Origin of the sequence: Nakamurella lactea DSM 19367, assembly GCF_000426645.1 — a bacterium.
GTDB lineage: Bacteria > Actinomycetota > Actinomycetes > Mycobacteriales > Nakamurellaceae > Nakamurella > Nakamurella lactea.
Genome location: NZ_AUFT01000019.1, coordinates 79,893 through 104,428 on the forward strand (window position 1 = coordinate 79,893; position 24,536 = coordinate 104,428).

General features: G+C 70.3%; 20 protein-coding genes. 13 read left to right on the plus strand and 7 right to left on the minus strand.

Going from position 1 to position 24,536, the window contains the following annotated elements:
• Window positions 1–327: 327 nt before the first annotated feature.
• Together K340_RS31265 and K340_RS0118070 are read left to right on the plus strand one after the other, a co-directional pair.
• Window positions 328–1,365, plus strand: a complete 1,038-nt coding sequence (locus K340_RS31265) for a DUF3027 domain-containing protein (RefSeq protein ID WP_211229521.1) — start codon at window positions 328–330, stop codon at window positions 1,363–1,365.
• 1 nt (window position 1,366) lies between these two features.
• Window positions 1,367–4,591, plus strand: coding sequence for a sacsin N-terminal ATP-binding-like domain-containing protein (locus K340_RS0118070; RefSeq protein ID WP_029137737.1), 3,225 nt, complete (start codon window positions 1,367–1,369; stop codon window positions 4,589–4,591).
• A 4-nt stretch (window positions 4,592–4,595) separates the two neighbouring features.
• On the opposite strand, the gene K340_RS0118075 is transcribed toward K340_RS0118070, so the two are convergent.
• On the minus strand, window positions 4,596–4,883 hold the full coding sequence (locus K340_RS0118075; RefSeq protein ID WP_084614621.1) for a DUF2530 domain-containing protein: 288 nt from the start codon (window positions 4,881–4,883) through the stop codon (window positions 4,596–4,598).
• 181 nt (window positions 4,884–5,064) lie between these two features.
• Here K340_RS0118075 and K340_RS31270 point away from each other — a divergent pair, with 181 nt between their 5' ends.
• Together K340_RS31270 and K340_RS0118085 are read left to right on the plus strand one after the other, a co-directional pair.
• Window positions 5,065–6,780 carry an MFS transporter gene (locus K340_RS31270; protein ID WP_161632132.1) on the plus strand — a complete coding sequence of 572 codons (1,716 nt, stop codon included), beginning with the start codon at window positions 5,065–5,067 and terminating at the stop codon, window positions 6,778–6,780.
• 198 nt (window positions 6,781–6,978) lie between these two features.
• Complete coding sequence (locus tag K340_RS0118085) at window positions 6,979–10,371, plus strand: GH92 family glycosyl hydrolase (protein ID WP_084614623.1); 3,393 nt, start codon at window positions 6,979–6,981, stop codon at window positions 10,369–10,371.
• Window positions 10,372–10,385: 14 nt separating this feature from the next.
• On the opposite strand, the gene K340_RS0118090 is transcribed toward K340_RS0118085, so the two are convergent.
• On the minus strand, window positions 10,386–10,631 hold the full coding sequence (locus K340_RS0118090; RefSeq protein ID WP_029137740.1) for a DUF2630 family protein: 246 nt from the start codon (window positions 10,629–10,631) through the stop codon (window positions 10,386–10,388).
• Between the two features lie 96 nt (window positions 10,632–10,727).
• On the opposite strand from K340_RS0118090, the gene K340_RS0118095 reads away from it, so the two are divergent.
• On the plus strand, window positions 10,728–11,555 hold the full coding sequence (locus K340_RS0118095; protein ID WP_029137741.1) for a TrmH family RNA methyltransferase: 828 nt from the start codon (window positions 10,728–10,730) through the stop codon (window positions 11,553–11,555).
• A gap of 12 nt (window positions 11,556–11,567) precedes the next feature.
• Window positions 11,568–12,176 carry a DUF2537 domain-containing protein gene (locus K340_RS34515; protein WP_029137742.1) on the plus strand — a complete coding sequence of 203 codons (609 nt, stop codon included), beginning with the start codon at window positions 11,568–11,570 and terminating at the stop codon, window positions 12,174–12,176.
• Window positions 12,177–12,239: 63 nt separating this feature from the next.
• On the opposite strand, the gene K340_RS0118105 is transcribed toward K340_RS34515, so the two are convergent.
• Together K340_RS0118105 and K340_RS0118110 are read right to left on the minus strand one after the other, a co-directional pair.
• Entirely contained in the window at window positions 12,240–12,686 is a 447-nt protein-coding gene (locus tag K340_RS0118105; protein WP_029137743.1) for an OsmC family protein, read from the minus strand.
• Window positions 12,687–12,856: 170 nt separating this feature from the next.
• Window positions 12,857–13,666 (minus strand): FadR/GntR family transcriptional regulator, encoded by an 810-nt coding sequence (locus K340_RS0118110; protein ID WP_051266746.1) that lies wholly within the window; start codon window positions 13,664–13,666, stop codon window positions 12,857–12,859.
• Window positions 13,667–13,812: 146 nt separating this feature from the next.
• Between K340_RS0118110 and K340_RS0118115 the strand changes: the two genes are divergently transcribed.
• The 7 genes from K340_RS0118115 (at window position 13,813) to K340_RS0118145 (ending at window position 22,213) form a co-directional block, all read left to right on the plus strand.
• On the plus strand, window positions 13,813–15,516 hold the full coding sequence (locus tag K340_RS0118115) for an ABC transporter substrate-binding protein (protein WP_037365481.1): 1,704 nt from the start codon (window positions 13,813–13,815) through the stop codon (window positions 15,514–15,516).
• Between the two features lie 27 nt (window positions 15,517–15,543).
• A complete protein-coding gene (locus K340_RS0118120; protein ID WP_029137746.1) occupies window positions 15,544–16,500 on the plus strand; it encodes an ABC transporter permease in 957 nt (318 codons plus the stop codon).
• Window positions 16,500–18,482 carry a dipeptide/oligopeptide/nickel ABC transporter permease/ATP-binding protein gene (locus K340_RS31280; protein WP_037365483.1) on the plus strand — a complete coding sequence of 661 codons (1,983 nt, stop codon included), beginning with the start codon at window positions 16,500–16,502 and terminating at the stop codon, window positions 18,480–18,482. Before K340_RS0118120 ends, K340_RS31280 begins: the two co-directional genes overlap by 1 nt.
• A gap of 71 nt (window positions 18,483–18,553) precedes the next feature.
• Window positions 18,554–19,579: an oligopeptide/dipeptide ABC transporter ATP-binding protein gene (locus K340_RS0118130; protein WP_029137747.1), complete on the plus strand. Its 1,026-nt coding sequence runs from the start codon at window positions 18,554–18,556 to the stop codon at window positions 19,577–19,579.
• 90 nt (window positions 19,580–19,669) lie between these two features.
• Window positions 19,670–20,575, plus strand: a complete 906-nt coding sequence (locus tag K340_RS0118135) for a dihydrodipicolinate synthase family protein (protein WP_029137748.1) — start codon at window positions 19,670–19,672, stop codon at window positions 20,573–20,575.
• Window positions 20,548–21,495 (plus strand): ROK family protein, encoded by a 948-nt coding sequence (locus K340_RS31285; protein ID WP_051266747.1) that lies wholly within the window; start codon window positions 20,548–20,550, stop codon window positions 21,493–21,495. Before K340_RS0118135 ends, K340_RS31285 begins: the two co-directional genes overlap by 28 nt.
• 10 nt (window positions 21,496–21,505) lie before the next feature.
• A complete protein-coding gene (locus K340_RS0118145) occupies window positions 21,506–22,213 on the plus strand; it encodes a putative N-acetylmannosamine-6-phosphate 2-epimerase (RefSeq protein WP_029137749.1) in 708 nt (235 codons plus the stop codon).
• On the opposite strand, the gene K340_RS0118150 is transcribed toward K340_RS0118145, so the two are convergent.
• From K340_RS0118150 to K340_RS0118160, 3 genes are read right to left on the minus strand one after another with little or no spacing between them, the layout of a single operon-like run.
• Window positions 22,161–22,952 carry a lysoplasmalogenase gene (locus K340_RS0118150; protein ID WP_029137750.1) on the minus strand — a complete coding sequence of 264 codons (792 nt, stop codon included), beginning with the start codon at window positions 22,950–22,952 and terminating at the stop codon, window positions 22,161–22,163. The two genes, K340_RS0118145 and K340_RS0118150, sit on opposite strands and share 53 nt — an antisense overlap.
• A gap of 39 nt (window positions 22,953–22,991) precedes the next feature.
• Window positions 22,992–23,852 carry an inositol monophosphatase family protein gene (locus K340_RS31290; protein ID WP_084614626.1) on the minus strand — a complete coding sequence of 287 codons (861 nt, stop codon included), beginning with the start codon at window positions 23,850–23,852 and terminating at the stop codon, window positions 22,992–22,994.
• Window positions 23,849–24,535 carry a glycerophosphodiester phosphodiesterase gene (locus tag K340_RS0118160; protein ID WP_037365543.1) on the minus strand — a complete coding sequence of 229 codons (687 nt, stop codon included), beginning with the start codon at window positions 24,533–24,535 and terminating at the stop codon, window positions 23,849–23,851. Before K340_RS0118160 ends, K340_RS31290 begins: the two co-directional genes overlap by 4 nt.
• Between the last annotated feature and the right edge of the window lies 1 nt (window position 24,536).

Below are 24,536 nucleotides of genomic sequence, written 5' to 3' on the forward strand. Positions count from 1 at the left end.
GGTCGGCCGCGGGCGGCCGATCGATCGGGCTGGGGCCGCGGCAGCTGCCTGGTCGGTTCGGGCTGACGCGGGGGGACCGGCACCCGCTGACCTCCGGTTCCGCGCGGCAGCGCGGTGGTCGGGTGCTCGGCGGGCCCGGGGCGGCGGCCGTCGGGTCCGGTCCGCGGCTGACCGGCCGCACCGGGTGGGGGCGAACCAGGCACAGGGGAACTGCCCTGCGCCTCGGTCTCGTCACCCCGGTCCGGCATCCCTCCATCCTGCCGTACCAGCGCTCTCCGGGGCACCGGATAGAGCCGACGAACCACCGCCACCCCGCGGTGCGGCATCATGAGAGCTGTGATCACCACCGAGAACGACGCCGCGACCCTGCGGCCAGTAGACCTGCCGGCGACCAGCGTGCAGCGCGCCAGGGCGGCCGCGGTCGAGGAGGCAGGCGCGGCGTCCGCGGTCGGTGCGTTCGTCGACGCGGTCGCCGTTGACGACGTCGCCACCATCGCCTCGTTCGAGGCCGAACTCGCCGGCTACCGGGGCTGGCGCTGGTCGGTGACGCTGGCGAAGGTGGCCGACGACCCGGTGACGATCAGCGAGGTCGTGATGCTGCCCGGTCCCGACGCGCTGCTGGCGCCGGAGTGGGTGCCATGGGAACAGCGGGTTCGGCCGGAGGACCTCGGCCCGGGCGACCTGCTGCCCACCGCGCCCGATGACGAGCGTCTGGTCCCCGCCTATCTGCAGTCCGACGACCCGGCGGTCGAGGAGTTGGCCATCGAGCTCGGGCTGGGACGGGTCAGGGTGATGGGCCGCGAGGGCCGCGAAGCGATCGCCGAGGCCTGGCACGACGGACCGTTCGGCCCCGATTCCGAGATGGCCAAACAGGCACCAGGGCACTGCGTCAGTTGCGCGTTCTACCTGCCGCTGGCCGGGTCGCTGGGCGCGATGTTCGGCGCCTGCGGCAACGAATTCGGTCCGGCCGGCGGCCGGGTGGTCGATCTCGGCTTCGGCTGTGGGGCCCACTCCGAGGCGGCCGCCGCCGTGCTGCACCCGATCGATATCCCGGACGCGGTGATCGACGAATTGCTGATGGACGTGCATGCCCGCCCGCGCGGCGCAACGACGCTTGCCGCCGACCCGGTCGCGGGTGCGCCGGACAACACCTTCGCCGAGATCACCGCCGCCGCACTGGCCGTGATCACCGACCTCGACCCGTTGATCAGGGCGCTGACGGCCGGACCCCAGCCGGTGGCGGCGCTGGATCCGGCGCCCGTCCTGGCTGCCCTGGAGGCGGGCCCGGCGGAGCACCCGGCTGCCGACCCCACCGCCGACCGGGCGTCGGGGCAGACATCCGACCAGGCTTCCGATCTCGGCTGACGTGACCGATCCGTTCGGCACCGCCGCGCTGCGCGCTGCGGTGCTGTCCACCTGGGTGGCCTCGCCGTCCAGGTTCCGCGAGGATGCCAACGCCGAGGAGGCGTTGTCCCGCGGCTACGGCGACCGGGTGCTGGTCGAACTCGCGGCCAATGCCGTCGATGCGGCCCGAGCCGCCGGTGAGCCGGCGCGAATCCGGATCACCGTGTCGCGGAACGGTTCCGGCGACGGTCGCCCCGAGCTGTGGGTGGCCAACACCGGCGCTCCGCTGGGCGCGGCCGGTGTGGCGGCGCTGGCCAGCCTGCGTGCCTCGGCCAAACGCGTCGACCTGGCCAGCACCGGCCACTTCGGCGTCGGGTTCACCGCGGTGCTGGCCGTTTCCGACGCTCCGCGGGTGATCTCCAGCTCAGGCGGAGTCGAGTTCTCGGCCGAACGCACCGCGGAAGCCGTTGCTGCTCAAGGGAACCGAGAGTTGGACGCGGAACTTGAGCTACGCCGCGGGGTGGTCCCGACGCTGCGGCTGTGCTGGCCGTCGACGGATCGTCAGCCGCCGCCGGACGGGTTCACCACCGAGGTCCGGCTGCCGTGCAACGACGACATCGACCCGGACGAGCTGCTGGAGCGCTGGCGGCGTGACGTCACCGATCATCTGTTCTGGGCGCTGCCGGACCTGCAGGAGGTGCTGTTCGACGACCGCGCGATCGCCCGCCGCCGCGGCGCCGGCAACCGCATCGAGCTGGTGGAATCGGTTGTCGGGGAACCGGATCGGGTCTCCGGGTTCACGGTGCTGACCGCCGATGGCGAGCTACCCGAGCTGCTGTTGCGCAACCTGCCGGTGGAACAGCAGCTGCGGATCGGCTGGCGGGTCGGCTGGGTGCTGCCCGACGAACCGCTGCAGACACCGGCGTCGTTGTGCGCGCCGACGCCCACCGACGAGCTGCTGAGCTTCCCGGCCAGGCTGATCGGGACGTTCGAGGTGGACGAGACCCGCCGGCACCTCACCGACGGCGATTTGGATGCGTTCGTGCTCGGTCGGGCGGCCGAGGCCTATCTGCAGCTGGTGGCGGCGATCGAGCCGCGGCGTCGCTGGCTGTTGGTGCCGCCCAACGGGTTTCCGGCCGGACCGGTGGACGGTCGGCTGCGCGAGGCGGTACTGCAGGGCTGGCGCGCGGCGCCGTTGCTGGTCGGCGCACTCGGCGACCCGCTGACCCCGCCGGACGCCGTCACCGTCCCCGGTGTCGACCAGGACACCATCGGGCAGTTCGCCCAGGCGCTGCCGGGCCTGCTGCCCGCCGGCTCATCCGCGGAGCAGGCCGCCCGCCGGGTGCTCGGCGTCCGTGAGCTGACGGTGAGTGCCGCCGTCGATGCCCTGGCGTCCGTCGTCCGCCCGCCGGAGTTCTGGCGGCGGATCTACGACGGACTCGCCGCCTTCGACGCCGATGCTCTGGCCGGCCTGCCGGTCCCGTTGGCCGATGGCCGGCAGGTGATCGGTGCCCGCGGACTGCTCCTGCCGGTGGCCGGTGCCGAGCCGCTGGCGGTCCGGGCTGCCACGGCGCTGCCCGGTCTGCGAATGGTGCACCCGCTGGCGGCACACCCATTGCTGCAGCGGCTCGGCGCGCAGCACGCAGACCCGGACGCGCTGCTGGGAGCCGAGGCGCTGCGCGACGAGATCGCCCGCTGCGCAGCCGATCTGGACGACGGAGGCATCGAACCGGAAGCGCTGTCGGCCGGCTGCGTCGATGTCGCCATGGCGGCCGTCGACGAGATGGCAGTCGGCGATCGGGTGACGGTCGGTGCCGGATCTGACGGCGGCGGCGGCGCTGACGACGGTGCCGGGTCTGACGACGGTGCCGGGTCTGACGACGGTGCCGGATCTGACGACGGTTGGGGAGTCGCGGCGGACCCGATGGACGGGGTGTCACCGGCGGTGCTCGCCGCCCTGGTACTTGACCTGGTCGCCGCCGGCGGCCGGGCCGAGCCCGGCGTGCTCGCCGACCTGGTGCTCAGCGACGCCGACGGCGAGCCATGGCCGGCCGGCGGGCTGCTATTGGCGGACTCGCCGTGGCGGGCGCTGATCGCCGAGGATGATCTGCCGACGGTGCATCCGCTGTGGCCCGCTCGCTGGCCGCGCGAGGTGCTGGTGGCCGCCGGCGTCCGTGCCGGGCTGCTGGTGATCGGCGCGGACGATCCGCGGGCCGCCGACCTGTTGCCGGACCTCGACGCTTGGCTCGACGACCCGGCGGCCGGCGACGGCACGTCGTCGGCCATCGCCGAACTCGACCTGTTCGACGACGCCGATTGGCCGGCTGTGCTGGCGGGGATCGCGGCCGAACCGGCGGCCAGGGCGGCGTTGCTCGGGAACTCGACCGGGCTGAGTCACCCCGCGTGGTGGTTGCGCCGCAACGCCCGGTTCGACGGGCGGCGCCCGACCGAGTTCCGCTGCCCAGGGGCCGACGAGTTGGCCGGGTTGTACGACCCGTTGCCCGGATCCGCTGATGGCATCGACCCTGCGGTCGCCGCGGCGATCGGTGTGCTGCCGGATCTGGCGGCGGCCGTCGACGCCGATCCACAACTGCTGCTTGACCGGTTCTGCGACCCCGAACGGCGGCTGCGGCCGGCCGCGGTGGCCGCCGTCACCGGCCGGATCGCGACCCTGCTGGCCGGGCGTACCGATCTGGCATTACCGGCCACCGTCCGCACCCTCGCCGGCACCGCGGTGGACGCCGCGGACGCGGTGGTGCCGGACGGTCCATGGTGGGCGCAGCTGCTGTCTCCGGAGACGGTGGTGGCGCCCGGCAACGACCCGGCGGACACCGCCGAACTGTTCGACCTGCCGGTGGCGGCCGGCCGCTGGCAGGTCGAGGTCAGCTCGCCGCCGGCGGCGTCAGCGGGTGCGGCGCAACAGCTCTCGGCCCAGATCGCGGCTATCGCCGACGTGCTCGGCCTCGCCGGACCGCCACCGGACGTGCAGTTGCGGCCCGGGCTGACGGTTCGGCTCGGCGACCCGGATTCCGGCGACCCGGATTCCGGCGACCCGGATTCCGGTGACCCGGTGCGGGTCGGATGGTGGCCGGACGTCACCGGCTATCTGGTCGACGGCAGCACCGACGCGGTCGCCGACGCGGTGGCCTGGGCGGCCGGCCGCTACGCCGATCGCCAGCTGGCCAGGGCCGCGCTGCGCGGCGACGGTGGCCAGGCGATCGTCGAGGCCGCCTTCGCCAACTGCTGACGCGTCAGAACTGCTCGTCCAACGCCATCGAACTGGAGCCGCGGGTGCCGCGGCGGGCCGCCCGGCGCTGCCAGAAATAGATGGCGAGCCCGATCAGCCCGAGCACCCAGCCGGCCAGGCAGGTCCAGAGCCAGATCATCGCGTCGTGCGCCCGGAGGTCGCTGATGAAGAACAGCAGCACCACGAAGCCGACGAACCACAGCGCGGTACCCGGCACCACCACATGTGCCAGCCCGGCGTTCACCGGTGGCAGCGGCGGCGGGGCCTCTGGATCGGCGGTCGGCTCGGTCACGCTGCCCAGCCTAGGGCGTGTCGACGACGTGTTGATGCCCGCCGTACTGCGGCCGCGATGAGCGCTGTGGTGAAGCAGGTAAAGAAGGCCGGTGCGCGGTCACTGTCGTAGGCTGGGACGCGGCCCGAACCCGGGCCGGATGGTGAAACGGGCCGGCCAGAGCGGCCGGACAGCGGGGGCGGTGAGTCAGACGGGTCAGCAGTCGGACTCGCCGGCCGAACCTGCGGGCGATCCAGACCCCGACGATCTGCCGACACCGTCGTCGTCGGCGCAACGCCGCCGGAATGCGGCCCGTAGCAACCGATTCCGCACCAGGCGCCGCGATCGACTCCGGGCCCAACGGGAGGAACGCACCGCGCTGCAGCGCGGTGACGACGATCTACCGGCCGCCGTCACCCCCGAAGCGGTGAGTCCGGGCACCCCCGAGGTCGTCAGCCCCGAAGCGGCCATCCCGAAACCGGCGCCGGGCGAGCGGCCGCCGGCCGCGGCGACCCGCGGCACCTTCCGGTCGCTGAAGATTCGCAACTATCGGTTGTACTTCACCGGCAACGTGATCTGTCAGACCGGTACCTGGATGAACCGGGTGGCCCAGGACTGGCTGGTGCTGCAGCTCACCGACAACAACCCGGTGGCGCTCGGGGTGGCCACCGCGTTGCAGTTCGGGCCCACCCTGCTGTTGTCGATCTGGGCCGGCACGCTGGCCGACCGGTTGGACAAGCGGAAGCTGCTGATCTGGATCCAGGTGGTGCTCGGGCTGGCGGCCATCACTCTCGGCATCCTCACCTGGACCCACATCGCGCAGATCTGGCACGTCTACGCCGCCTGTCTGGTGGTGGGATCGGCGGCCTCGCTGGACGGGCCGGTGCGGCAGGCGTTCGTCGGTGAGCTGGTCGGCCCGAGTCAGATCACCAACGCGGTCGCCCTGAACGCGATGGGGTTCAACGGCGCCCGGATCGTCGGGCCGGCCATCGCCGGCGTCCTCATCTCGATCGTCGATACCGGCCCGGTGATGGCGGTCTCCGGGCTCTCTTACATTGCGGTGATCACCGGCCTCATCCGGATCGACCCGGCCCAACTGCGCCGATCGAAACCGGTCGCCCGCAAGAAGGGACAGATGCGCGAGGGCCTGGCCTACGTCCGGGGGCGGCCGGATCTGATCCTGGTCCTGTCGCTGTTGTTCATGGTCGCCACCTTCGGGATGAACTTCCAGGTGACGCTGGCGATCATGGCCCGGATCGTCTTCGAACGGGATGCCGCCTCCTACGGCCTGCTGTCCACTGCGATCGCGGTCGGCGCGCTGCTCGGCGCGACCCTCTCCGCGCGGCGGACGACTGCGCCGCGGCAACGGCTGCTGATCGGCACCGCGCTCGGTTTCGGGTTGCTGCAGGTGGTGCTCGGGCTGGTCGGCTCCTACTACTGGCTCGCTATCCTGCTGATCCCGGAGGGGATGCTGATGCTGGCGTTCAGCAACGCCGCCAACGCGATGGTGCAGATGACCACCGCGCCGTCGATGCGCGGCCGGGTGATGGGCATCTACACGCTCGCCTTCCTCGGCGGTACGCCGTTCTTCTCCCCGGTGCTCGGGGTGTTGGCCGATCACTTCGGCGGCGGCGCCCCGCTGGTGTTCGGCGGCGCGGTGTCGGCGCTCTCCGCCGCGGTGATCGGCGTGTGGCTGCTGCGCAGTTCGCCGGTGCACTTCCAGGTCAGGGTGTCGCCGGTGCCGCATCTGCATCTGCAGAACCCGGATGACGAGCACGGCGATGACGAGCACTTCTCGGAGAGCGTTGCGCACTCGCTGCAGCGGATCGGTGGTGGGGCCCGGCGGTCAATGCGGCCCGCCGTGCGGGTGGCCAGGCGCGCCCGCCGGGTGGTGCGGCGGCCCGGCGGCCGTCGCTGATGTCCCCCGCCCCGGCGCTTATCAACATCGCATCCGCTGGCGAACTGGGCCGATTTGGGACGGGTGTGACGGGTGTCGACGATTTCGGAAGCGCCCGGGGCTGACGGGTACGCGCGTCGCCGGTCCGGATATTGACGCCGGGGACGACAACGTGGAATCGTCAGCCGCTGACATCGTTGTCAGGCAGAAGGGTTCATCATGGCCGTGCAACCACCAGCTCAGCAGTATCGGAAACTGCCCGGATCTCGCCGGGCGCTCCGCGGCATCCGCGGCCCGGTCGCGGCGTTCGCCGGCGCCGCCGTCGTGGCGAGTGCTCTACTGGTCGCGCAGCCGGCCGGTGCCGCCCCGGCGACCGCCGGCACCGCTGCCGCCGCCGTGACCCCGGCCGCCACCTCCGCGGCCGCGCCGGCCGCCGATGACCTGACCCACTGGGTGAACCCATTCGTCGGCACCCAGAACTTCGGCAACACCTTTCCCGGCGCCTCGGCGCCGTTCGGCATGGTCCAGGTGTCACCGGACACCGGCGGTCAGGGCGGCTACGACTACCTGCAGAACAAGATCTACGGCTTCAGCCAGACCCACCTGTCCGGCGTCGGCTGCGGCGTGGTCGGCGAGCTGCCGGTGATGCCCACCACCGGCGCGGTGAACTCCGTCGACACCAACAGCTATGGCTCGCAGTTCTCGCACGACAACGAACAGGCCACCCCCGGCTACTACCAGGTCGGCCTGGTCAAGTACGGCATCAACGCCGAGCTCACCGCTACCGACCGGACCGGCTGGCAGCGATACACCTTCCCGGCGGACAAGCAGGCGAACGTGCTGTTCAACACCGGCAAGGCGAACATGACGGTGTTCGATTCCGAGGTGCACGTGGTCGGCGATCACACCATCGAGGGCCGCATCCACGACGGCAACTTCTGCGCCGGTAAGGACCAGCACACCGTCTACTTCTCGGCGCAGTTCGACACCCCGTTCGCCGGCTTCGGCACCTGGTCGGGGTCGACCATCACCGCCGACAATCGCGACGCATCGACGAAGAACGGCGGCAACGGCGCCTACGTGACCTTCCCGGCGGGCACCACATCGGCCACCCTGAAGGTCGGCCTGAGCTACACCGGCGTCGAAGGGGCACGCAAGAACCTGGCCGCCGAGACAAACGATTCGTTCGACTTCGACGCCACCCGAACGGCTCTGACGACGCAGTGGAACGACGAACTGCACAAGGCGGCGATCACCGGCGGCAGCGACGACCGGCGCACGGCCTATTACACCTCGCTCTACCACTCGTTGTTGCACCCGAACCTGGCCGGCGACGTCGACGGCCGCTACCTGGGCTGGGACGGCGAGTTGCACACCGCCGCCGATTACACGCCGCGGCAGAACTTCTCGCTGTGGGACACCTATCGGCCGCAGAATCAGCTCACCGAGATCCTGGCGCCGGACGTCGCCCGGGACGACTATCTGTCGCTGCTGGCCATCGGCGAGGAGGGTGGTTGGCTGCCCCGCTGGGCTCTGGTGAACAGCGAGACCAACATCATGACCGGCGATCCGGTCACCCCGTTCCTGGTCGAGGGTTGGTCCAAGGGATTCCTGGCCGGCCACGAGGAGCAGGCCTATGCGTTGCTGCGCAAGAACGCCACCGGGCTCCCGCCGGCCGAGAGCCAGTACAACGGGCGCAGCGGGCAGCAGTACTACCAGGAGCTCGGCTACATCCCGTTCGGACTCGATGTCGGTACCGACTGCGTCTCGCACGGCGGCGACAACGATTGCGATCACCCGGCGTCGGCGACCATGGAGTATTCGGCGGCGGATGCGGCGTTGTCGTTGATGGCCAAGGGATTGGGACACGCCAAGGACGCGAAGCTGTTCGCCGAGCGTGGCCGCTGGTACTCGAACCTGTGGGATCAACAGACCAAGACGTTCAGGCCACGGCTGGCCGATGGCAACTGGCTGGCTCCCTACGATCCGATCGAGGCGTCCCATGCCTTCCACGAGGGCGGCTCGTACCAGTACCAATGGCTGGTGCCGCAGGATCCGGCCGGCCTGGTGAAGCTGATGGGCGGTACCGCGAAGGCGCAGCAGCGGCTGGACGATTTCTTCGCCTACGACCATCTGCTCTCCGACCCGGCCAAGACCGTCAAGGACGACTGGATCTCCGAGCCGTACGACTACTACGCCAAGGCCACCTACAACCCGAACAACGAGCCGGATCTGTTGGCTCCGTACATGTACGCCTACGTGCAGCAGCCGGCCAAGATCGCCACTGTGGCGCGCGCCGCGTTCGGGCTGTTCACCACCGGTCCGGACGGCATGACGGGCAACGACGATCTCGGCACCATGTCGGCCTGGTACGTCTTCTCCTCCTGGGGCATGTACCCGACGATGAGTGGCGGCAACTTCTTCGTGCTGTCCAGCCCGCAGTTCGACAAGGTGTCGGTGCAGGTGGGGGCGGCGAAGAACGGCGCGGCGGTGCAGGGTGGCACGCTGACGATCACGGCACCGGAGGTCTCCGACCAGAACAGGTACGTGCAGTCGGTGAAGGTCAACGGCCACAAGAGTTCCGCGACCTGGATCGACTGGGCGGCGATCGCCCGCGGCGGCAGCCTCGGCTACACCGTCGGCGACACCCCGAGCGCGTGGGGGACCGCGAAGAAGGACAGCCCGCCGTCGATCGATGCCACCGCGAAGAACAGCATCTCCGCGTTGTCGGCGACCGTCACCCCGAACCCGGTGGTGCTGCCGACCACTGCGCGCTCGACCAAGCTGACGGTGTCGATGGTCGGGCAGGCGCCGGGCAGCCTGGCCGTCACGGTGCGGGCGCAGGCGCCGGCCGGCTGGAAGGTGACGCCGGGCACCGTGGGAACGGTGTTGAGCAGCAAGGGGATTCCGGCCAGCAAGGACGTGCGGCTGGCGCTGACCCTGCCGACCGACGTGAAGCCGGGCAGTTACCTGCTCACCGTCACGGTGAAGGCGGCCGGCGTCGGGACCGTCACCAAGCGGGTGACGATCCAGATCAAGGAACCCCTGGCCTGCGCCGCGGCCACCGACGGAACCTGCGGCCTTGACCTGTCGGGGGAGTACACCAACGACGGCACCGCGACCGTAGCGGCCCCGAGCCAGGGCAACTTCGACCTTTCCGGCTGGGCCTACGACGCCGACCTGCTGCCGGCCGCCGGAGCAAAGTCGGTGGACGGGGTGACGTACGACCTGCCGGACGCCACCGGCACCGCGAAGAACTTCGTCGAGGCGAAGGGCCAGTCGTTGTTGTTGCCCAGCTCGAAGTACGCCGCGCTGCACCTGCTGGGGGCGGCACACAACGGCGACGTCAGCAGCGCCTTGGTGGTGACCTACACCGACGGCACGGTTGACCAGCTGCCGGTGACGATGACCGACTGGGCGGCCGGTTCCGGACACGGCGGCAATACGGTCGTCTTCGACATGGATCACCGGATCAAGAACGGGTCGGGGGTGGACGGCCCGCCGGTGCAGATCTTCGGTGCGACGGTACCGCTGGATCCGAGCAAAGCGGTTGTCTCGGTGCAGCTTCCGAACTCCCCGAACATGGAGCTGTACGCAATCACGGCTGGCTGACGAGGCCCGTCAGCTCATTGCAGGTAGCCCTCCACCTCGCCGGCCGGCCGGACCGCAGCCTCATCGGGGTTCTCGCCGAATTCGCGCTTGGCCCGGCGCTGCCGCAGCAGGTCCCAGCACTGGTCGAGCGAGACTTCGAGATCGCGGAGTTGCCCGGCCGCCTCGGTGGACGATTCCTGGCCGGTTTCGACCTTCTGCCGCAGCTCGTGCTCGGCGGCCACCATGTCCTTGATCCTGCCGAGGATGTCTGATTCCTGCATCGAGGTTCCTTTCTGGCGGAGTGCTCGTGGTCAGGTATCCCATGGTCCGCCCTGCCTGCCGGATCGGCATCCCGCAGGTACGGCAGACTTCTCATCGTGAGTGAGCGCATCGAGATCGACGATCCAGCCGATCCGCGGCTGGACGACTTTCGCGACCTCAGTCGGGCCGATCGCCGCCCGGACCGGCCCGGCGGGCGGGGACTGGTGATCGCCGAGGGCGCCGTAGTGGTCCGGCGGCTGCTGACCTCCCGATATCCCGTACGGGCGATGTTGGGAGTGGCCCGCCGGTACGAGGAACTCGCCGGCGACCTAGGCGCGGCCGGCGAGACCGCGCCGTACTACGTCGCGTCGGCGGAACTGATGGCCCAGGTGGTGGGATTTCACCTGAACCGGGGTGTGCTGGCCACCGCCGACCGCGCGCCCATGCCGGACGCGGCGACGCTGCTGGCGGGAGCCGGCGCGGTCGCCGTGCTCGAGGGAGTCGGCGACCACGAGAACCTCGGCGGCGTGTTCCGCAATGCCGCGGCGCTCGGCATCGACGGGGTCTTGCTGGCCGCCGGCTGCTCCGACCCGCTGTACCGGCGCAGTGTCCGGGTATCGATGGGACACGTGCTCGCGGTGCCGTTCGCGGAGCTGGCCGGCTGGCCGGGCGACGGAATGGAGCTGTTGCACGCCAACGGCTTCGTCGTCGTCGCGCTCACCCCGCGGGAGTCAGCGGTACCGCTGTCGCTGGCCGATCTGGGCGGTCGAAAACCGGCCGTGCTGCTCGGTTCCGAGGGACCGGGGCTGACGGATGCCGCCATCGAGGCCGCCGATCTGCGCGTGCGGATCCCGATGTCCGGCGGCGTCGACTCGCTGAACGTCGCCACCGCGGGTGCGGTTGCGTTCGCCGCGTTGGCCGCCCGGGACCGGCACCCAGGGTGACAGACTGTACTCATGCGCGATGACGATCCGGCGACCGGCGCGGACCAGGCGACCGGCGCGGACCGCGACGCCGATGTCACCGCCCTGCGGGGCGACGACCGGGACGCGGAGCCGACCAGGCTGAACCCGGCGCGGCGGGCGGCGTTCGACGCCGATGGGACGGCCACCGGCCGGATCCACGCGGTTCGGGTCGTCGACGACGACGATCCGAACCAGGTCGTCACCGGGACCGACTTCGACACCGACTTCGATGCCGCTGCCGATTTCGCTGACGCCGGGGACCTGAACGACGACGCCGACTTCGATGACGATCCCGAGGGTTACCGGGACTGGCGATGGGTGGAGGAGTGGCGCGCCGAGCGGGCCGGGCCGGCCTGGGGGCCGGGGCTCACCGTCGCCGCCTTCGTCGCGGTGCTGGTCGCGGTCGCCCTGTTGGTGCTGACGTCCGGCCTGAGCGACACCATGTGGTTGGCCGTCGTGGTCAACCTGGTGATCGCGGCCGGAATGGCGCCGGCGCTGTGGCTCTCGCGTGGACTGCCGGTGCTGCGATTCCTGGCCGGCGGGGCCGCGGTCGGCCTGGTCGCCGGCTGGATCTGGATGCTGCTGGCCTTCCCCGGCTGACGCGGGCCCCGTTGGACGCCGCCGGTCGTTCGTCACGCGGTTGTTCGTCAGCCGGGTTGTTCGTCAGCCCTGCACGACGACGGTGACCGGCGTCGGCAACTCGACGGTCCGGCTCACCGTGCACAGCCGGTCGTGCGACCGTTGCACGGCGTCGGGCAGCACGGTGCGGGCGGCGTCGCCGGCCGCACCGTCGGGAAACGTCACGCGGAAGGTCAGCGTCACGTCGGCCAGATGGTTGCCGTCGCCGTCGCGGACCTTCTCGGCGCCCACCTCCAGTTCGAAGGTCTCCGGTTCGCTGCGCCGGGCGGTCAGGATGTCGACGTCGATGCCGGAGCAGCCGCCGATCGCGGTCAGCAACAGCTCCACCGGGGTGAACCGGTCGGGGCTGTCGTCGTCTCCGGTGCCGACCTCGAGCGTGCCGCCGCGACTGTTGGTCGCCCGGAAGACGCCGGGTGCGCTGCGGGCCAGGTGCACGGATCGATGGGAGCCGGTGTCGGACTGGGTTGTCATGCGCCCAGCCTGCCATCGCCCGTCATCCGCCCGCAGCCGACCGCCGCCGGCGTAGCGGGGTTGTCCCGCCGGCGCGGGACAAGTGCGCTACGGCCGGCGTAGCGGGGTTGTCCCGCCGGCGCGGGACAAGTGCGCTACGGGTGCCTGACGGGGGGTGCCGGTGGGCGTCGTCAGCCCGTACCGGCTGCGGCCCGGGCGGCGATCCGCTCTCGGACCCCGTCGAAGTGCCGCCGCATGGCGGCGGTCGCCGCCGGCAGGTCTGCGTCCAGCACGGCCTGGTAGATGTCGCGGTGCCGGCGGACCGTGTCGGCCGGCTTCTCGTCGACGGCGAACGGCAGGTCATCCTGCACCCGGTGATAGACGTCCCAGAACGCGCCGAGAAGTGGTGCCACCAAAGGGTTGTCCAGTGCGGTGTAGAGCAGCTCGTGGAATCGGCGATCGGTCTGCGGGCGCACCGGGCCGCTCTCCGCGTCAGTGCTCATCGTCTCGATCACGGCGGCCACCTCGGACAGGTCGGCGTCCGGGTGTCCGGTGATCAGCACTTCCAGCAATCCGCACTCCAGCAGCTCCCTGATCTGGATCAGCGAACCCAGCTCGTCGAAACCGCCCGCCAACCGGATCCGGTGGTGGAAGGTCAGCTCGTCGGCCAGGGCACCCAGCGAAATCTGCCCGACGTACATGCCGAAGCCGTGCCGGATCTCGATGATGCCGACCGCTTCGAGAGCCTTGAGCGCCTCCCGCAGCGAATTGCGGCTGATGTCCAGCTGTTCGACCAGTTCCAGCTCGGTCGGCATCGGATCCCCGGCCCGCAACTTGTCGTCCAGGATCAGTTCCTTGATCTGCTCCTGAACTTGATCGGAGCGGGACTTGCGCGGCGCGCGGCCGGCTCGACCCCTGGCCCGGGCGGCGCCGGCCTGAGACCGCGGTGCCGGGTCTCCAAAACTCGATGACGGCACGGCGGGCCGTTCGCGCTGGACCATGGCAGCCCTTTCTGTCCTGGTCGGAGCTTTCCTGCTCAGGCTATTGACCTGGGGCGGTTCTCGGCCTTATCTTCCCCTACAACCTAGGACGTTGGATGTAGGACGTCCAGTGGTCAACAGCAAATCTTCCGAACGGAGTACGTCCGATGACGCACGAATCTCGTCCCGCGTTCGATCCGGCCGACCTGCGCGGCGTCAACCGCCGCCAGTTCCTGCGGGTCTCCGGCACGCTGTCCGCGGCCGCCGCCATCACCGCGGCACTCAACGCCTGCGGCGGTCCCGCCTCGACGGCGTCCACCAGCGCTGCGGCCAACACCGCGACCTCCGCGGCCGGCTCGGGTGCCGCCCCGTCGGGCGGCGCGGCGGGCGGTGCTCCGAGCGGCACCATCTCGGCGACCCTGGCCTTCACCCTGTCCGGTGACTTCGATCCGATGAACGCCTCCAGTGCGGTCGCCACTGCTGCCAACGAGCACATCTTCGAGGGCCTGGTGAATCTGGATCCGATCACCCGCGAGCCGTACCCGGCGCTGGCCAAGGCGGCTCCGACCGCCAGCGCGGACGGGCTCACCTGGACGGCCACCCTGCGCGACGGCGCGGTGTTCTCCGACGGCACGCCGGTGACGGCGGACGACGTCGCCTGGTCCTTCACCCGGGCCCTCGACCCGGCGAACAAGGCACTGATGGCCGGCTTCATCTCTTTCATCGACTCGGTGAAGGCCAAGGGCACCGACACCGTCGAGTTCACCCTGAAGAGCAAGTTCAGCCTGTTCCCGCAGCGCGTCGCGGTGATCAAGATCGTCCCCAAGGCGCTGACCAAGGACGCCGATGCGTCGAAGGCGTTCGGCGCCAAGCCCATCGGCACCGGCCCGTACACGCTGACCTCGGCCGACGCCACGGCCGGTCTGGCCATGGCGGCGAACCCGAAGTACAACGGCCAGAAGCCGCCGACCGTGGCCAGCATGACCTGGAACACCACCCTGGAGGACTCCACCAGGGTCGCCGACCTGGAGAGCCACCGGGTGCAGGCCATCGAGAACGTGCCCTACATCAACGTCACCCAGGTCAAGGCCGAGAACTTCCAGGTCGACGAGGTCCAGGCGTTCAACCAGGTCTTCCTGATGTTCAACAACTCCGCCGCGCCGTTCGACGACAAGCGGGTCCGGCAGGCGCTGCACTACGCGCTGGACAAGGACAAGATCATCAAGACCGCGCTGCAGGGCTACGGCACCGCGGCCAAGAGCTACCTGGACCCCGGTAAGAAGGGCTACCAGGAGGCCTCGACGGTCTACGGCTACGACCCGGACAAGGCGAAGTCGTTGCTGGCCGACGCCGGCGTCACCGGACTGTCCTTCGAACTGGTCACCACGGACAACGCCATCGTCAAGGCGGCCGCCCCGCTGATCATCGACGGCTGGAAGCAGGTCGGCGTCAACGCCACCCTGAACACCGCCCCGTCGTCGTCCGTCTACGGCGTCGCACCGGAGGGCCTGGTGGCCAACGACAAGTTCCGGGTGCTGGCGGCTTCCGGCGACCCGTCGGTGTTCGGCCCGGACGTCGACCTGCTGCTGCGCTGGTTCTACTACGGCACCACCTGGCCGACCGACCGTGCCCGGATGGACCCGGCGCTGATCAAGAAGCTGGCCGGCTACATCGACGACGGCGCCAAGGCCGCGGATGCCGCGCAGGCCGCCGACTGGAAGGATGCGCTGGATCTGATCGCCGAGGAGGTGCCGCTGTATCCGATCTTCCACACGAAGATCGTCACCGGATCCGACCCGGCCCAGCTCGAGGGCTTCAAGGGTGCGCCCACCACCGGGCTGTACTTCCTCGGCGTCAAGCGCAAGGCCTGAGGCCTGCGGGGCTGAAGGAGGTAACCCATGGCCGGCGTACTGAACCTGATCGTCAGACGATTGTTGATGCTGATCCCGTTGATGATCGGCATCACGCTGTTCGTCTTCATCATCATGCGGCTGTCGCCGGTCAACTCGGCGGTGGCCGCACTCGGTGACGGCGCGTCGCCGGACGCGATCGCGAAGTTCAACGCCGACCATGGCCTCGACAAGCCTGCCGTCATCCAGTATTTCGTGTTCCTGGGCAACCTGGTGCACGGCGACCTGGGGACCACGCTGGCACTCGGCAAGCCGGTCTCGGACATCATCGCCACGGCGCTCCCGCTCACCCTGCAGCTCACCATCTACGGCGTCCTGATCGCCCTGGTGATCGCGCTGGTGCTCGGGATCGTGGCGGCGTTGTTCCGCGGTCGTTGGCCCGACCAGCTGATCCGGATCGTCTCGATGGCCGGCATCTCCATCCCGTCGTTCTGGTTGGCCATCCTGCTGATCCAGCAGTTCGCCCTGCGGCTCGACTGGTTCGCCAATGCGGGATACATCAATCCGTCCGAATCGCTGAGCGGGTTCTTCCGGACCATGACGCTGCCGGCGCTCTCGTTGGCCATCCCGGTCGGCTGCCAGCTGGCCAGGATCGTCCGGACGTCGATGGTGGAGGAACTGGACCGCGACTACGTCCGGACCGCGGTCGGCGCCGGGCTGCCACCGCGGGTGGTGGTGGGCCGCAACGTGCTGCGGAATGCCCTCGTCAACCCGCTGACGGTGCTCGGCCTGCGGATCGGATACCTGTTGGGCGGCACCATCATCATCGAGGCGATCTTCACCCTGCCCGGCATGGGAACCCAGGTGATGCAGGCCGTGCAGACCAACGACACCAACCTGGCCCAGGGCATCATCATCGTGATCGCGGTGTGCTTCGTGATCGTCAACCTGATCGTCGACATCCTGTACATGTTCGCCAATCCACGACTGCGGGGAGGTCACTGATGCGCGCCGAACTCACCCGTCGGCTGACCAGCAGAGCGGTCGGATTCCGTCGGCTGCCATGGATCTCCCGGATCGCCATGGTGGTGGTCACGGTGATCGTGCTGGTCGGCATCTTCGCTCCGCTGCTGGTCCGCTACGACCCGACGGCGACCGGGCTGGGCAGCGTGCTGACCGACGGCCCCGGCCGGCAGTTCTGGTTCGGCGTCGACGCCTCCGGCCGGGACATCTACTCCCGGTTGGTGGCCGGCACCCGTCGCTCGCTCGAGGTCGGTTTCGGCGCCGCGGGACTGGCGCTGCTGCTCGGCACCCTGCTCGGATCGATTGCCGGGACCAGCAAACGCTGGGTCGACGAGGCGATCATGCGCTGCCTCGACGTGTTGATGGCGTTCCCGGCCATCGCGCTGGCAGCCATCCTGGTGATCGCCTACGGCAAGAACAGCCTGCTGGTGCTGATCATCGCGATCGCCGTGGTGTTCACGCCGTCGATCGCCAGGATCGTCCGGGCGAACGTGCTCGCCCAGTACAGCGAGGACTACGTGGCGGCAGAACGGATCATCGGTGCCCGCCGCCCGCACATCCTGGTTCGGCACGTTGCCCGGAACTGCGCGGCGCCGGTGATGGTCTTCGCCACCGTGATGGTGGCCGACTCCATCGTCTTCGAGGCGTCGATGTCGTTCATCGGCGCCGGCCTGGAGGGCGGCGACGCCCGATCCTCCTGGGGCTCGGTGATCGCCTACGGGAAAACGGTTCTCACCGCCGGTGCCTGGTGGGCCACCTTCTTCCCCGGCCTGCTGATCCTGATCACCGTGCTGTCGCTGAACATCCTGTCGGAGGGCATCTCCGACGCCTGGGCGGCGCCGGCCGCCCGGCGCGCCGAGGCCCGCAAGAATGCCGAGACCGTCGATGAGCTGGAACGGGCGCGGCCGGGTGACGGTGCGCTGGTGGCGCTGCCGGGCCTGGAGTTGTCTGCCCGCAGGCTGGCCGGTCGGGCCAGGCCGGCGCCGGTGGGTGAGCCGATCCTGCGGGTGAGCGAGCTGGCCATCTCCTTCCCCGAGCGGCACGAGGGCGTCGACATCGTCGACGGCATCTCGTTCGCCGTTCATCCCGGCGAGGTGCTCGGCCTGGTCGGTGAGTCCGGTTGCGGCAAGTCGTTGACCAGCGTCGCGGTGATGGGGCTGGAGCCGGCCGGCGCCGACGTCAGGGGTGAGATCCTTTTCCAGGGACGGAATCTGCTCGCCCTGACCCGCAAGCAGCGACGAAGCCTGATGGGTCGCGACATGGCGATGATCTACCAGGACGCGTTGTCGTCACTGAACCCGTCGATGAAGATCGGCACCCAGCTCGGGCAGCTCATCAGGCGCGGCGGCACCAGAAGTGCCGATGAACTGATGGCGCTGGTCGGACTCGACCCGGAACGCACCCTCGGCGCCTATCCGCATGAGCTGTCCGGCGGCCAGCGGCAGCGGGTGGTGATCGCCATGGCGTTGTCCCGCGACCCGAAACTGATCATTGCCGACGAGCCCACCACCGCGCTGGACGTGACGGTCCAGGCACAGGTGATGCAGCTGTTGATGGACCTGCGGGAGCAGCTGAACTTTGCGCTGATCCTGGTGTCTCACGATCTGGCGCTGATCAGTGAGCTGGCCGACCGGGTGGTGGTGATGTACGGCGGGCAGATCGTCGAGACCGGGCTGACGCACGAGCTGATCGGTATGCCCGAGCACCACTACACCCGCGGGCTGCTGGCGTCCGTACTCACTCTGGAGTCGGGTGCGGACCGGCTGGCCCAGATCCGCGGTGTGGTGCCGTCGCCGGCCGATTTCCCGTCCGGCTGCCGATTCGCCGACCGGTGCCCGATGGCCACCGCGATCTGCCGGAGCACCCGCCCCGAGCTGACCGGCGGGGAGCTGCACCGGTTCGCCTGCCATCACCCGGCAGTCGCCACCGAGGGCGCCGTGCCCGAGCAGGAGGTGACGGTGTGACCACGCCCGACCAGCGACAGCCGGCCGCGGCAGCGGCCACCGGCGGCTCCGCGGCAACGGCCGACCGGCCGATCCTGCGGCTGACCGACACCACGGTGCAGCACCGGATCAGTGGCGCCGGCGGCGACGCCAGGGGGCTGAGGGCGATCTTCGGCCACCGCACCGTGCATGCGCTGACCGGCGCCGACCTGGAGATCAGGGCCGGCGAGACCGTCGGCATCGTCGGCGAATCCGGTTGCGGCAAATCGACTCTGGCCAGGGTGATGGTCGGACTGCAACGTCCGACCGTCGGCGCCGTCGAGTTCCGCGGCGACGACATTTGGTCGATGTCGGCCGGTGACCGGCGCCGCAAGGTCGGTGCCACCGTCGGAATGATCTTCCAGGATCCGTCCACCGCGTTGAACCGGCGGATGCCGATCCAACAGATCCTGCGCGACCCGCTGGATGTCCACCGTTGGCGCAGCTCCGCCGACCGGGAGCGGCGGGTCGTCGAGCTGATGGAGCTGGTCGGTCTGCCGCGTTCGGTGGCCGCGGTGCTGCCGAGCCAGCTGTCCGGCGGACAGCGCCAGCGGGTGGCGATCGCCAGGGCGCTGGCCCTGGAACCCAGCCTGTTGGTGGCCGACGAACCGACCAGCGCGCTGGACGTGTCGGTGCGCGCCCAGGTGCTGAACCTGTTGCTGGACCTCAAGGATCGGCTCAATCTGGCAATGGTGTTCGTCTCGCACGACATCCAGACCGTCAAGCGGGTGTCCGACCGGGTGGTCACCATGTACCTGGGCCGGATCGTCGAGATCACGCCGGCCGGGGCCGTTCCGCTCGGCGCCCAGCACCCGTACACCCGGGCGTTGTTCTCGGCGACGCCGTCCCTGGTCGAACCGGTGGACCCGATCACCTTGACCGGCCCGGTGCCGTCAGCGGTGAACCCACCGTCCGGATGCCCGTTCCGTACCCGCTGCTGGTTGGCCGACGACAGCTGCGCCGAGCAGCTGCCGGAGTTCACCCACAACTCCGCCGTGCACTCCTATCGCTGCTACCACCCCCTGCAGACCGGCATCACCGACATCGAACTGTCGGCCGCCGTCCGATCGCGAACCTGAGGAAACACCTTGTCCACCAACGCTGCCCCCACCACCCTCACCGTCGGCGCCCCGGCTGCCGCCGGATCCGTCGGCAAGCTCACCGGCGTCATCCCGCCCGTCTGCACGCCCTTCAACGAGGATCTGACGGTCGACGTCGAGTCGCTGCGCCGGCTGGTAGATCATCTGATCGCCGGTGGGGTCAGCGGGTTGTTCGCCCTCGGCTCGTCCAGCGAAGTGGTCTTCTTGACCCGTGACCAACGTCGGGTGGTCCTGCAGACGGTCGTCGACCAGGCCGCGGGCCGGGTTCCGATCCTGGCCGGTGTCATCGACACCACCACGCCGCGAGTGCTCGAGCACGTCGCCGACGCCCGGGCGATCGGCGCCGACGGGTACGTGCTCACCGCGCCGTTCTACACCCGTACCCATCCGAACGAGATCGAGCAGCACTTCCGCCTGGTCAAGGAGTCGGTCGGTGACCGGCCGTTGTTCGCCTACGACCTGCCGATCTCGGTGCAGGTGAAGCTCGCCACCGGGTTCGTGCTGGACCTCGCCGAACAGGGTGTGCTGGCGGGGGTGAAGGATTCGTCCGGGTCCGACCACAGCATCCGCGCCCTGGTGACCGGCCGCGACGACCGTGGCCTGCAAGGGTTTTCGGTGCTGACCGGCTCCGAGGTGACGGTCGACTCGGCGATCGGATACGGCGCTGACGGCGCGGTGCCCGGGCTGGGCAACGTCGATCCGGCTGGGTATACCGCGCTGGTGGCCAAGGCGGCGGCCGGCGATGCGGCGGGCGCCAGGCACGAGCAGGAGCGGCTGATCCGGCTGTTCGACATCGTCAACCAGGGCGATCTGAGCCGGATGGGTGGCGGCAGCGCGGGCATCGGCAGCTTCAAGGCGGCGCTGACGCTGCTCGGGATCTTCGCCCGCCCCCTGATGGCCCCGCCGCAGATCCAGCTGAACGACACCGAACTCGAAGGGGTGCGGCGGTGTCTGGCCGGAGCCGGTCTGATCTGAGCCGGCCGGCGGTGATCGGCGTTGACATCGGTGGCACCAAGATCGCCGTCGGTTCGGTCAGTGGTTCGCGGATCGTCGCGGGCCGGAAGGCCCCCACCCCGGTCGGCGGCGACGCGATCATCGCCCGAACCGTGGAGATGATCTCCGAAGTTGCTGCCGGGCAGTGGTTCTCCGCTGTCGGCGTCGGCGCTGCCGGTGTCCTGGACCGAGGGGTGGTGGTGGCCGCCGGCGGCACCATGCCCGGCTGGGCCGGTACCCAGCTGGCCGGCCGGCTGGAGTCGGCCCTCGGGGTGCCGATCGCCGCCGAGAACGATGTGAAGGTGGCGGCCCTCGGTGAGATCGCCGCCGGCGCCGGTCGGGGACTCGACCGGCTGTTGTACGTCTCCTTCGGCACCGGGGTCGGCGGCGCGATCGTCCTTGACGGCACCGTTCAGGTCGGCAGCCGGGGCGCGGCGGGCGAGCTCGGCCACCTGTTGGTCGATGTCAAGGGCGCCCTAGCCTGCGGCTGTGGTCGCGACGATCATCTGGAGTCGGTGGCGGCCGGACCGGCCATCGCCGCCGCCTATCGCCGCAGAACCGGGGCGGTCCGGCAGTTGCCGGAGATCGCCGCCGCGGCGAGATCCGGTGATCCGGTGGCCGGCGAGGTGATCCGGCACGCGGCCGAGGCGGCCGGCCGGGCGGTGGCCGGGCTGGCCGTCGCGCTGGACGTGCCTGCCGTCGTCATCGGCGGCGGGGTCGCACGCCTCGGACCACTACTGCTCGACCCGCTTCGCGCTGCGCTGACCGAGGCGGTGCCGGCGTGGCTGGGTCCGGTCGAGGTGAAGGCGTCCGCCGCGGGCGTCGACGGGCCTATCCTCGGAGCTGCCCGGTTGGCCCGCGGCCTGCTTCCCGGACGTTCCCCGGCGGGACTCGAGCGATGAGGAGAACGACGTGACGATCGACGAGCTGCTGGCGACGGTGCGTGGCCGATTGATCGTCTCCTGTCAGGCACCGGACGGACATGCGTTGCGGGACACGGCAACCCAGGTGCGGATGGCGGAGGCAGCGGTGGCCGGTGGCGCCGCGGCGATCCGCTGCGGCGGGTACGGCGGGATCGCCGACGTATCGGCGATCGCGGCGGCGGTCGCCGTGCCGGTGATCGGACTGACCAAGGAGGGCACCGAGGGTGTCTACATCACTCCGTCGGTTGCCTCGGCGGTCCGGGTGATCGAGGCTGGTGCGCAGGTGGTGGCGGTGGACGCCACCGGTCGGCCGCATCCCGACGGATCGACGCTGGCCGACCAGGTAGCGGCCGTGCATGCCGCAGGCGGTCTGCTGATGGCCGACGTCGCGGCGCTCGACCAGGCGATTGCCGCGGTCGAGGCCGGTGCGGACCTGGTCGGCAGCACGCTCAGCGGCTACCTCGGGCCGGGACCGGTGCCGTCAGGCCCCGATCTTCGTCTGGTGCACGACATTCGGCGCCGGCTGCGGACCGCGCCGCTGGTGGCCGAGGGGCGCTACCACACCCCCGAGTTGGCGGCCGCGGCCCGGGCGGCCGGTGCGGACACGGTGGTGGTGGGCACCGCCATCACCGATCCGGCCTGGATCACCCGGCAGTTCGCCACCGAGGTCGGTGGCGCCCGCCCGCCGCTGGACTGAGCGGGCCCTTGCCGGCAGCGATGGCGCGCCGCCGGAGCACGCCGAGCGTGATCAGGGTCTGGGCGGCCAGGTAGCTGGCCATCACCCAAAAGCCGCCGGCGGGCAACGTCAGGTCGGGCACGAACGCCTGCAGCGCGATCAGCCCGTCGGAGACCAGGAACACGGCGCCGCCGATCCCGGTCAGCAGATCGACGCCGGTGGACAGCACCGCCATCGTGCCAAGACAGCCGCCGTACACCAGCACCGGGACCAACAACGGCCCGGCGTGTGGCGCGCAGGCCAGCACCAGCGCGGCGATCGCGGCGAGATAGCACAGCAGCCACCCCGGTCGCCGGGTGAGGACACTGTCGGCCCGGTACGGCCGGAACGCGGCGATGTAGAGAAGCTGCGCGATGAGGAAGAACCCGACCTTGACCAGAAAGGCGGTGTCACCGGAGGCCAGGTCGGGAGCCGCGTCACCGAGCCAGGAGAAGCCGAGGGCGGCCAGCACATATGCCGCCAGCCGGTCCCGGCGGGCCGGCCGGGCCGGCGCGGTCTCGATGGCGAACGCGGCTGCCAGCAACGGCATCAGCAGCCACTGCGTCACCCGGACGACGCCGCCGGCGGCGCCGCTGGTCGCTCCACCGGTGGCATCGGTCGCTCCGCCGGTGGCGTCGAGCAGCTGGGCCAGTAGGTGAAGGACAGCGACCAGCAGGAACATCGTGCCCGCAATTCGGGCGGCACGTCGCCGCGGCAGCATCGGGTCAGCGTAGGGGACGCGGCGTCCGTTGTTTTCCGGTCAGTCCGGGATTGCTCGCCGCCACAGGCCGGACAGCTGATCTGCGACCCCCGGCGCGGCGACCAGCACGCCGCCGGCGGCCGGTCCGACGGTGGAGTTGCCGGTCTCGTCCAGACAGACCCCGCCGGCCTCGACCGTTGCCAGCATCGACGCCTGATTGTCGATCGGGGAAAACCTTGCGATCACCGCCCCGGCGGCCCGGCCGGTGGCCACCTGCAGCAGGGTCAGGGCGGAGGAGCCAAGGATCCTGGTGGTGCAGAATCGCTGCGCCAGCGAGTCCATCATCGGGTACAGGCCGGGCCACGGTTGATGGGCCAACAGTTCGGTGGTGAATACCGTGCCGGCCAACGTGTTCGTGGTCGAGACCTGCAGCGGCTGGGGTTCCCCGCTCGGGGCGAACTGCTCGTCAAGCAGGTAGCGCAGCGCCCCGCCTCCGCGGCGGGCGACGACCAGCTCCCGGCGCACCGGATGGGCGACCACGCCCAGCACCGCCCCCGCGCTGTCGTTGCAGCACAACGAGAACGAGCTCCAGCCGAGGTCGTTGGCGTAGTTCGTAGTGCCGTCAACCGGATCGCAGTACCAGGTGAAGTCGGCCGCCGCGTCCCCGGCTGCCCCGAATTCCTCGCCGACCAGCCGGTGGTCGGGGAAGGCGGCGAGCAGAGCGTCCCTGACCTCGGACTCGATCGAGGTGTCGAGGTCGGTGACGATGTCGGCGTCATGCCGCTTGGTGCGGATCGCCTCGGCCGGGGTGACGGCGATCCGCCGCGCGGCCGCGCAGGCGAGCTCGATCGCCAGCCCTTCGGCCTCGGCCGGCAATCCCGCTTCCTCGGCGGACAGGCGGTTCGGCTCGTTCGTCGTCATCCCTGGTGTCCTTCGATCACGTCGATCAGTTCGGCGATCCGGTTGCTGATGATCGCGTCGGCGCCCTGCGCGATCGCGGCGGCCATGTCGCCGGGATGATCCACCGTCCACACCGACACCTTCACCCCGCGCTCGTGCATCCGGTCCGCGACCTCGGCCGTCAGCAGCCGGAAATAGGGGTTGAAGTACTCCGGCCGCCGCTCGGCCAGCAGGTTCTCGTCCGGCAGTGCGAGCCGCTCCCAGCTCAACGCAATCCGCGCCGCCGGGGCGTGGGCGCGCAGCGAGCCGGTCTCCCCGGCGAACAGCATGCCGTCCAACACACCGAGCCGCTCCAGCAGATCGAAGGCGACCGGCCCCGCATCCCCGGCCGGCAGGTCGACCATCAGCTGTCGGTTCCGCTGCGTGGCCAGTCGCGCGATCTCCTCGAGTCCCGGGATACGTTCTCCGCCAGGGCCTTCCAGCTGCTGCACCTGGGCGAGATCGAGCGCGCCGAGCGGGTGCTGCACGCCCCAGAGCCGGGCAAGGGTCGCGTCGTGCAACAGCACCGGTGCACCGTCGGCGGTCAACCGGACGTCGATCTCGATCATCTCGGCGCCGGCCTCGATCGCCGCGGTCACCGCCTCGACGGTGTTCTCCCGGTGGCCGAGGGGTTCACCGCGATGCGCGATCGACAGCACCGTCATC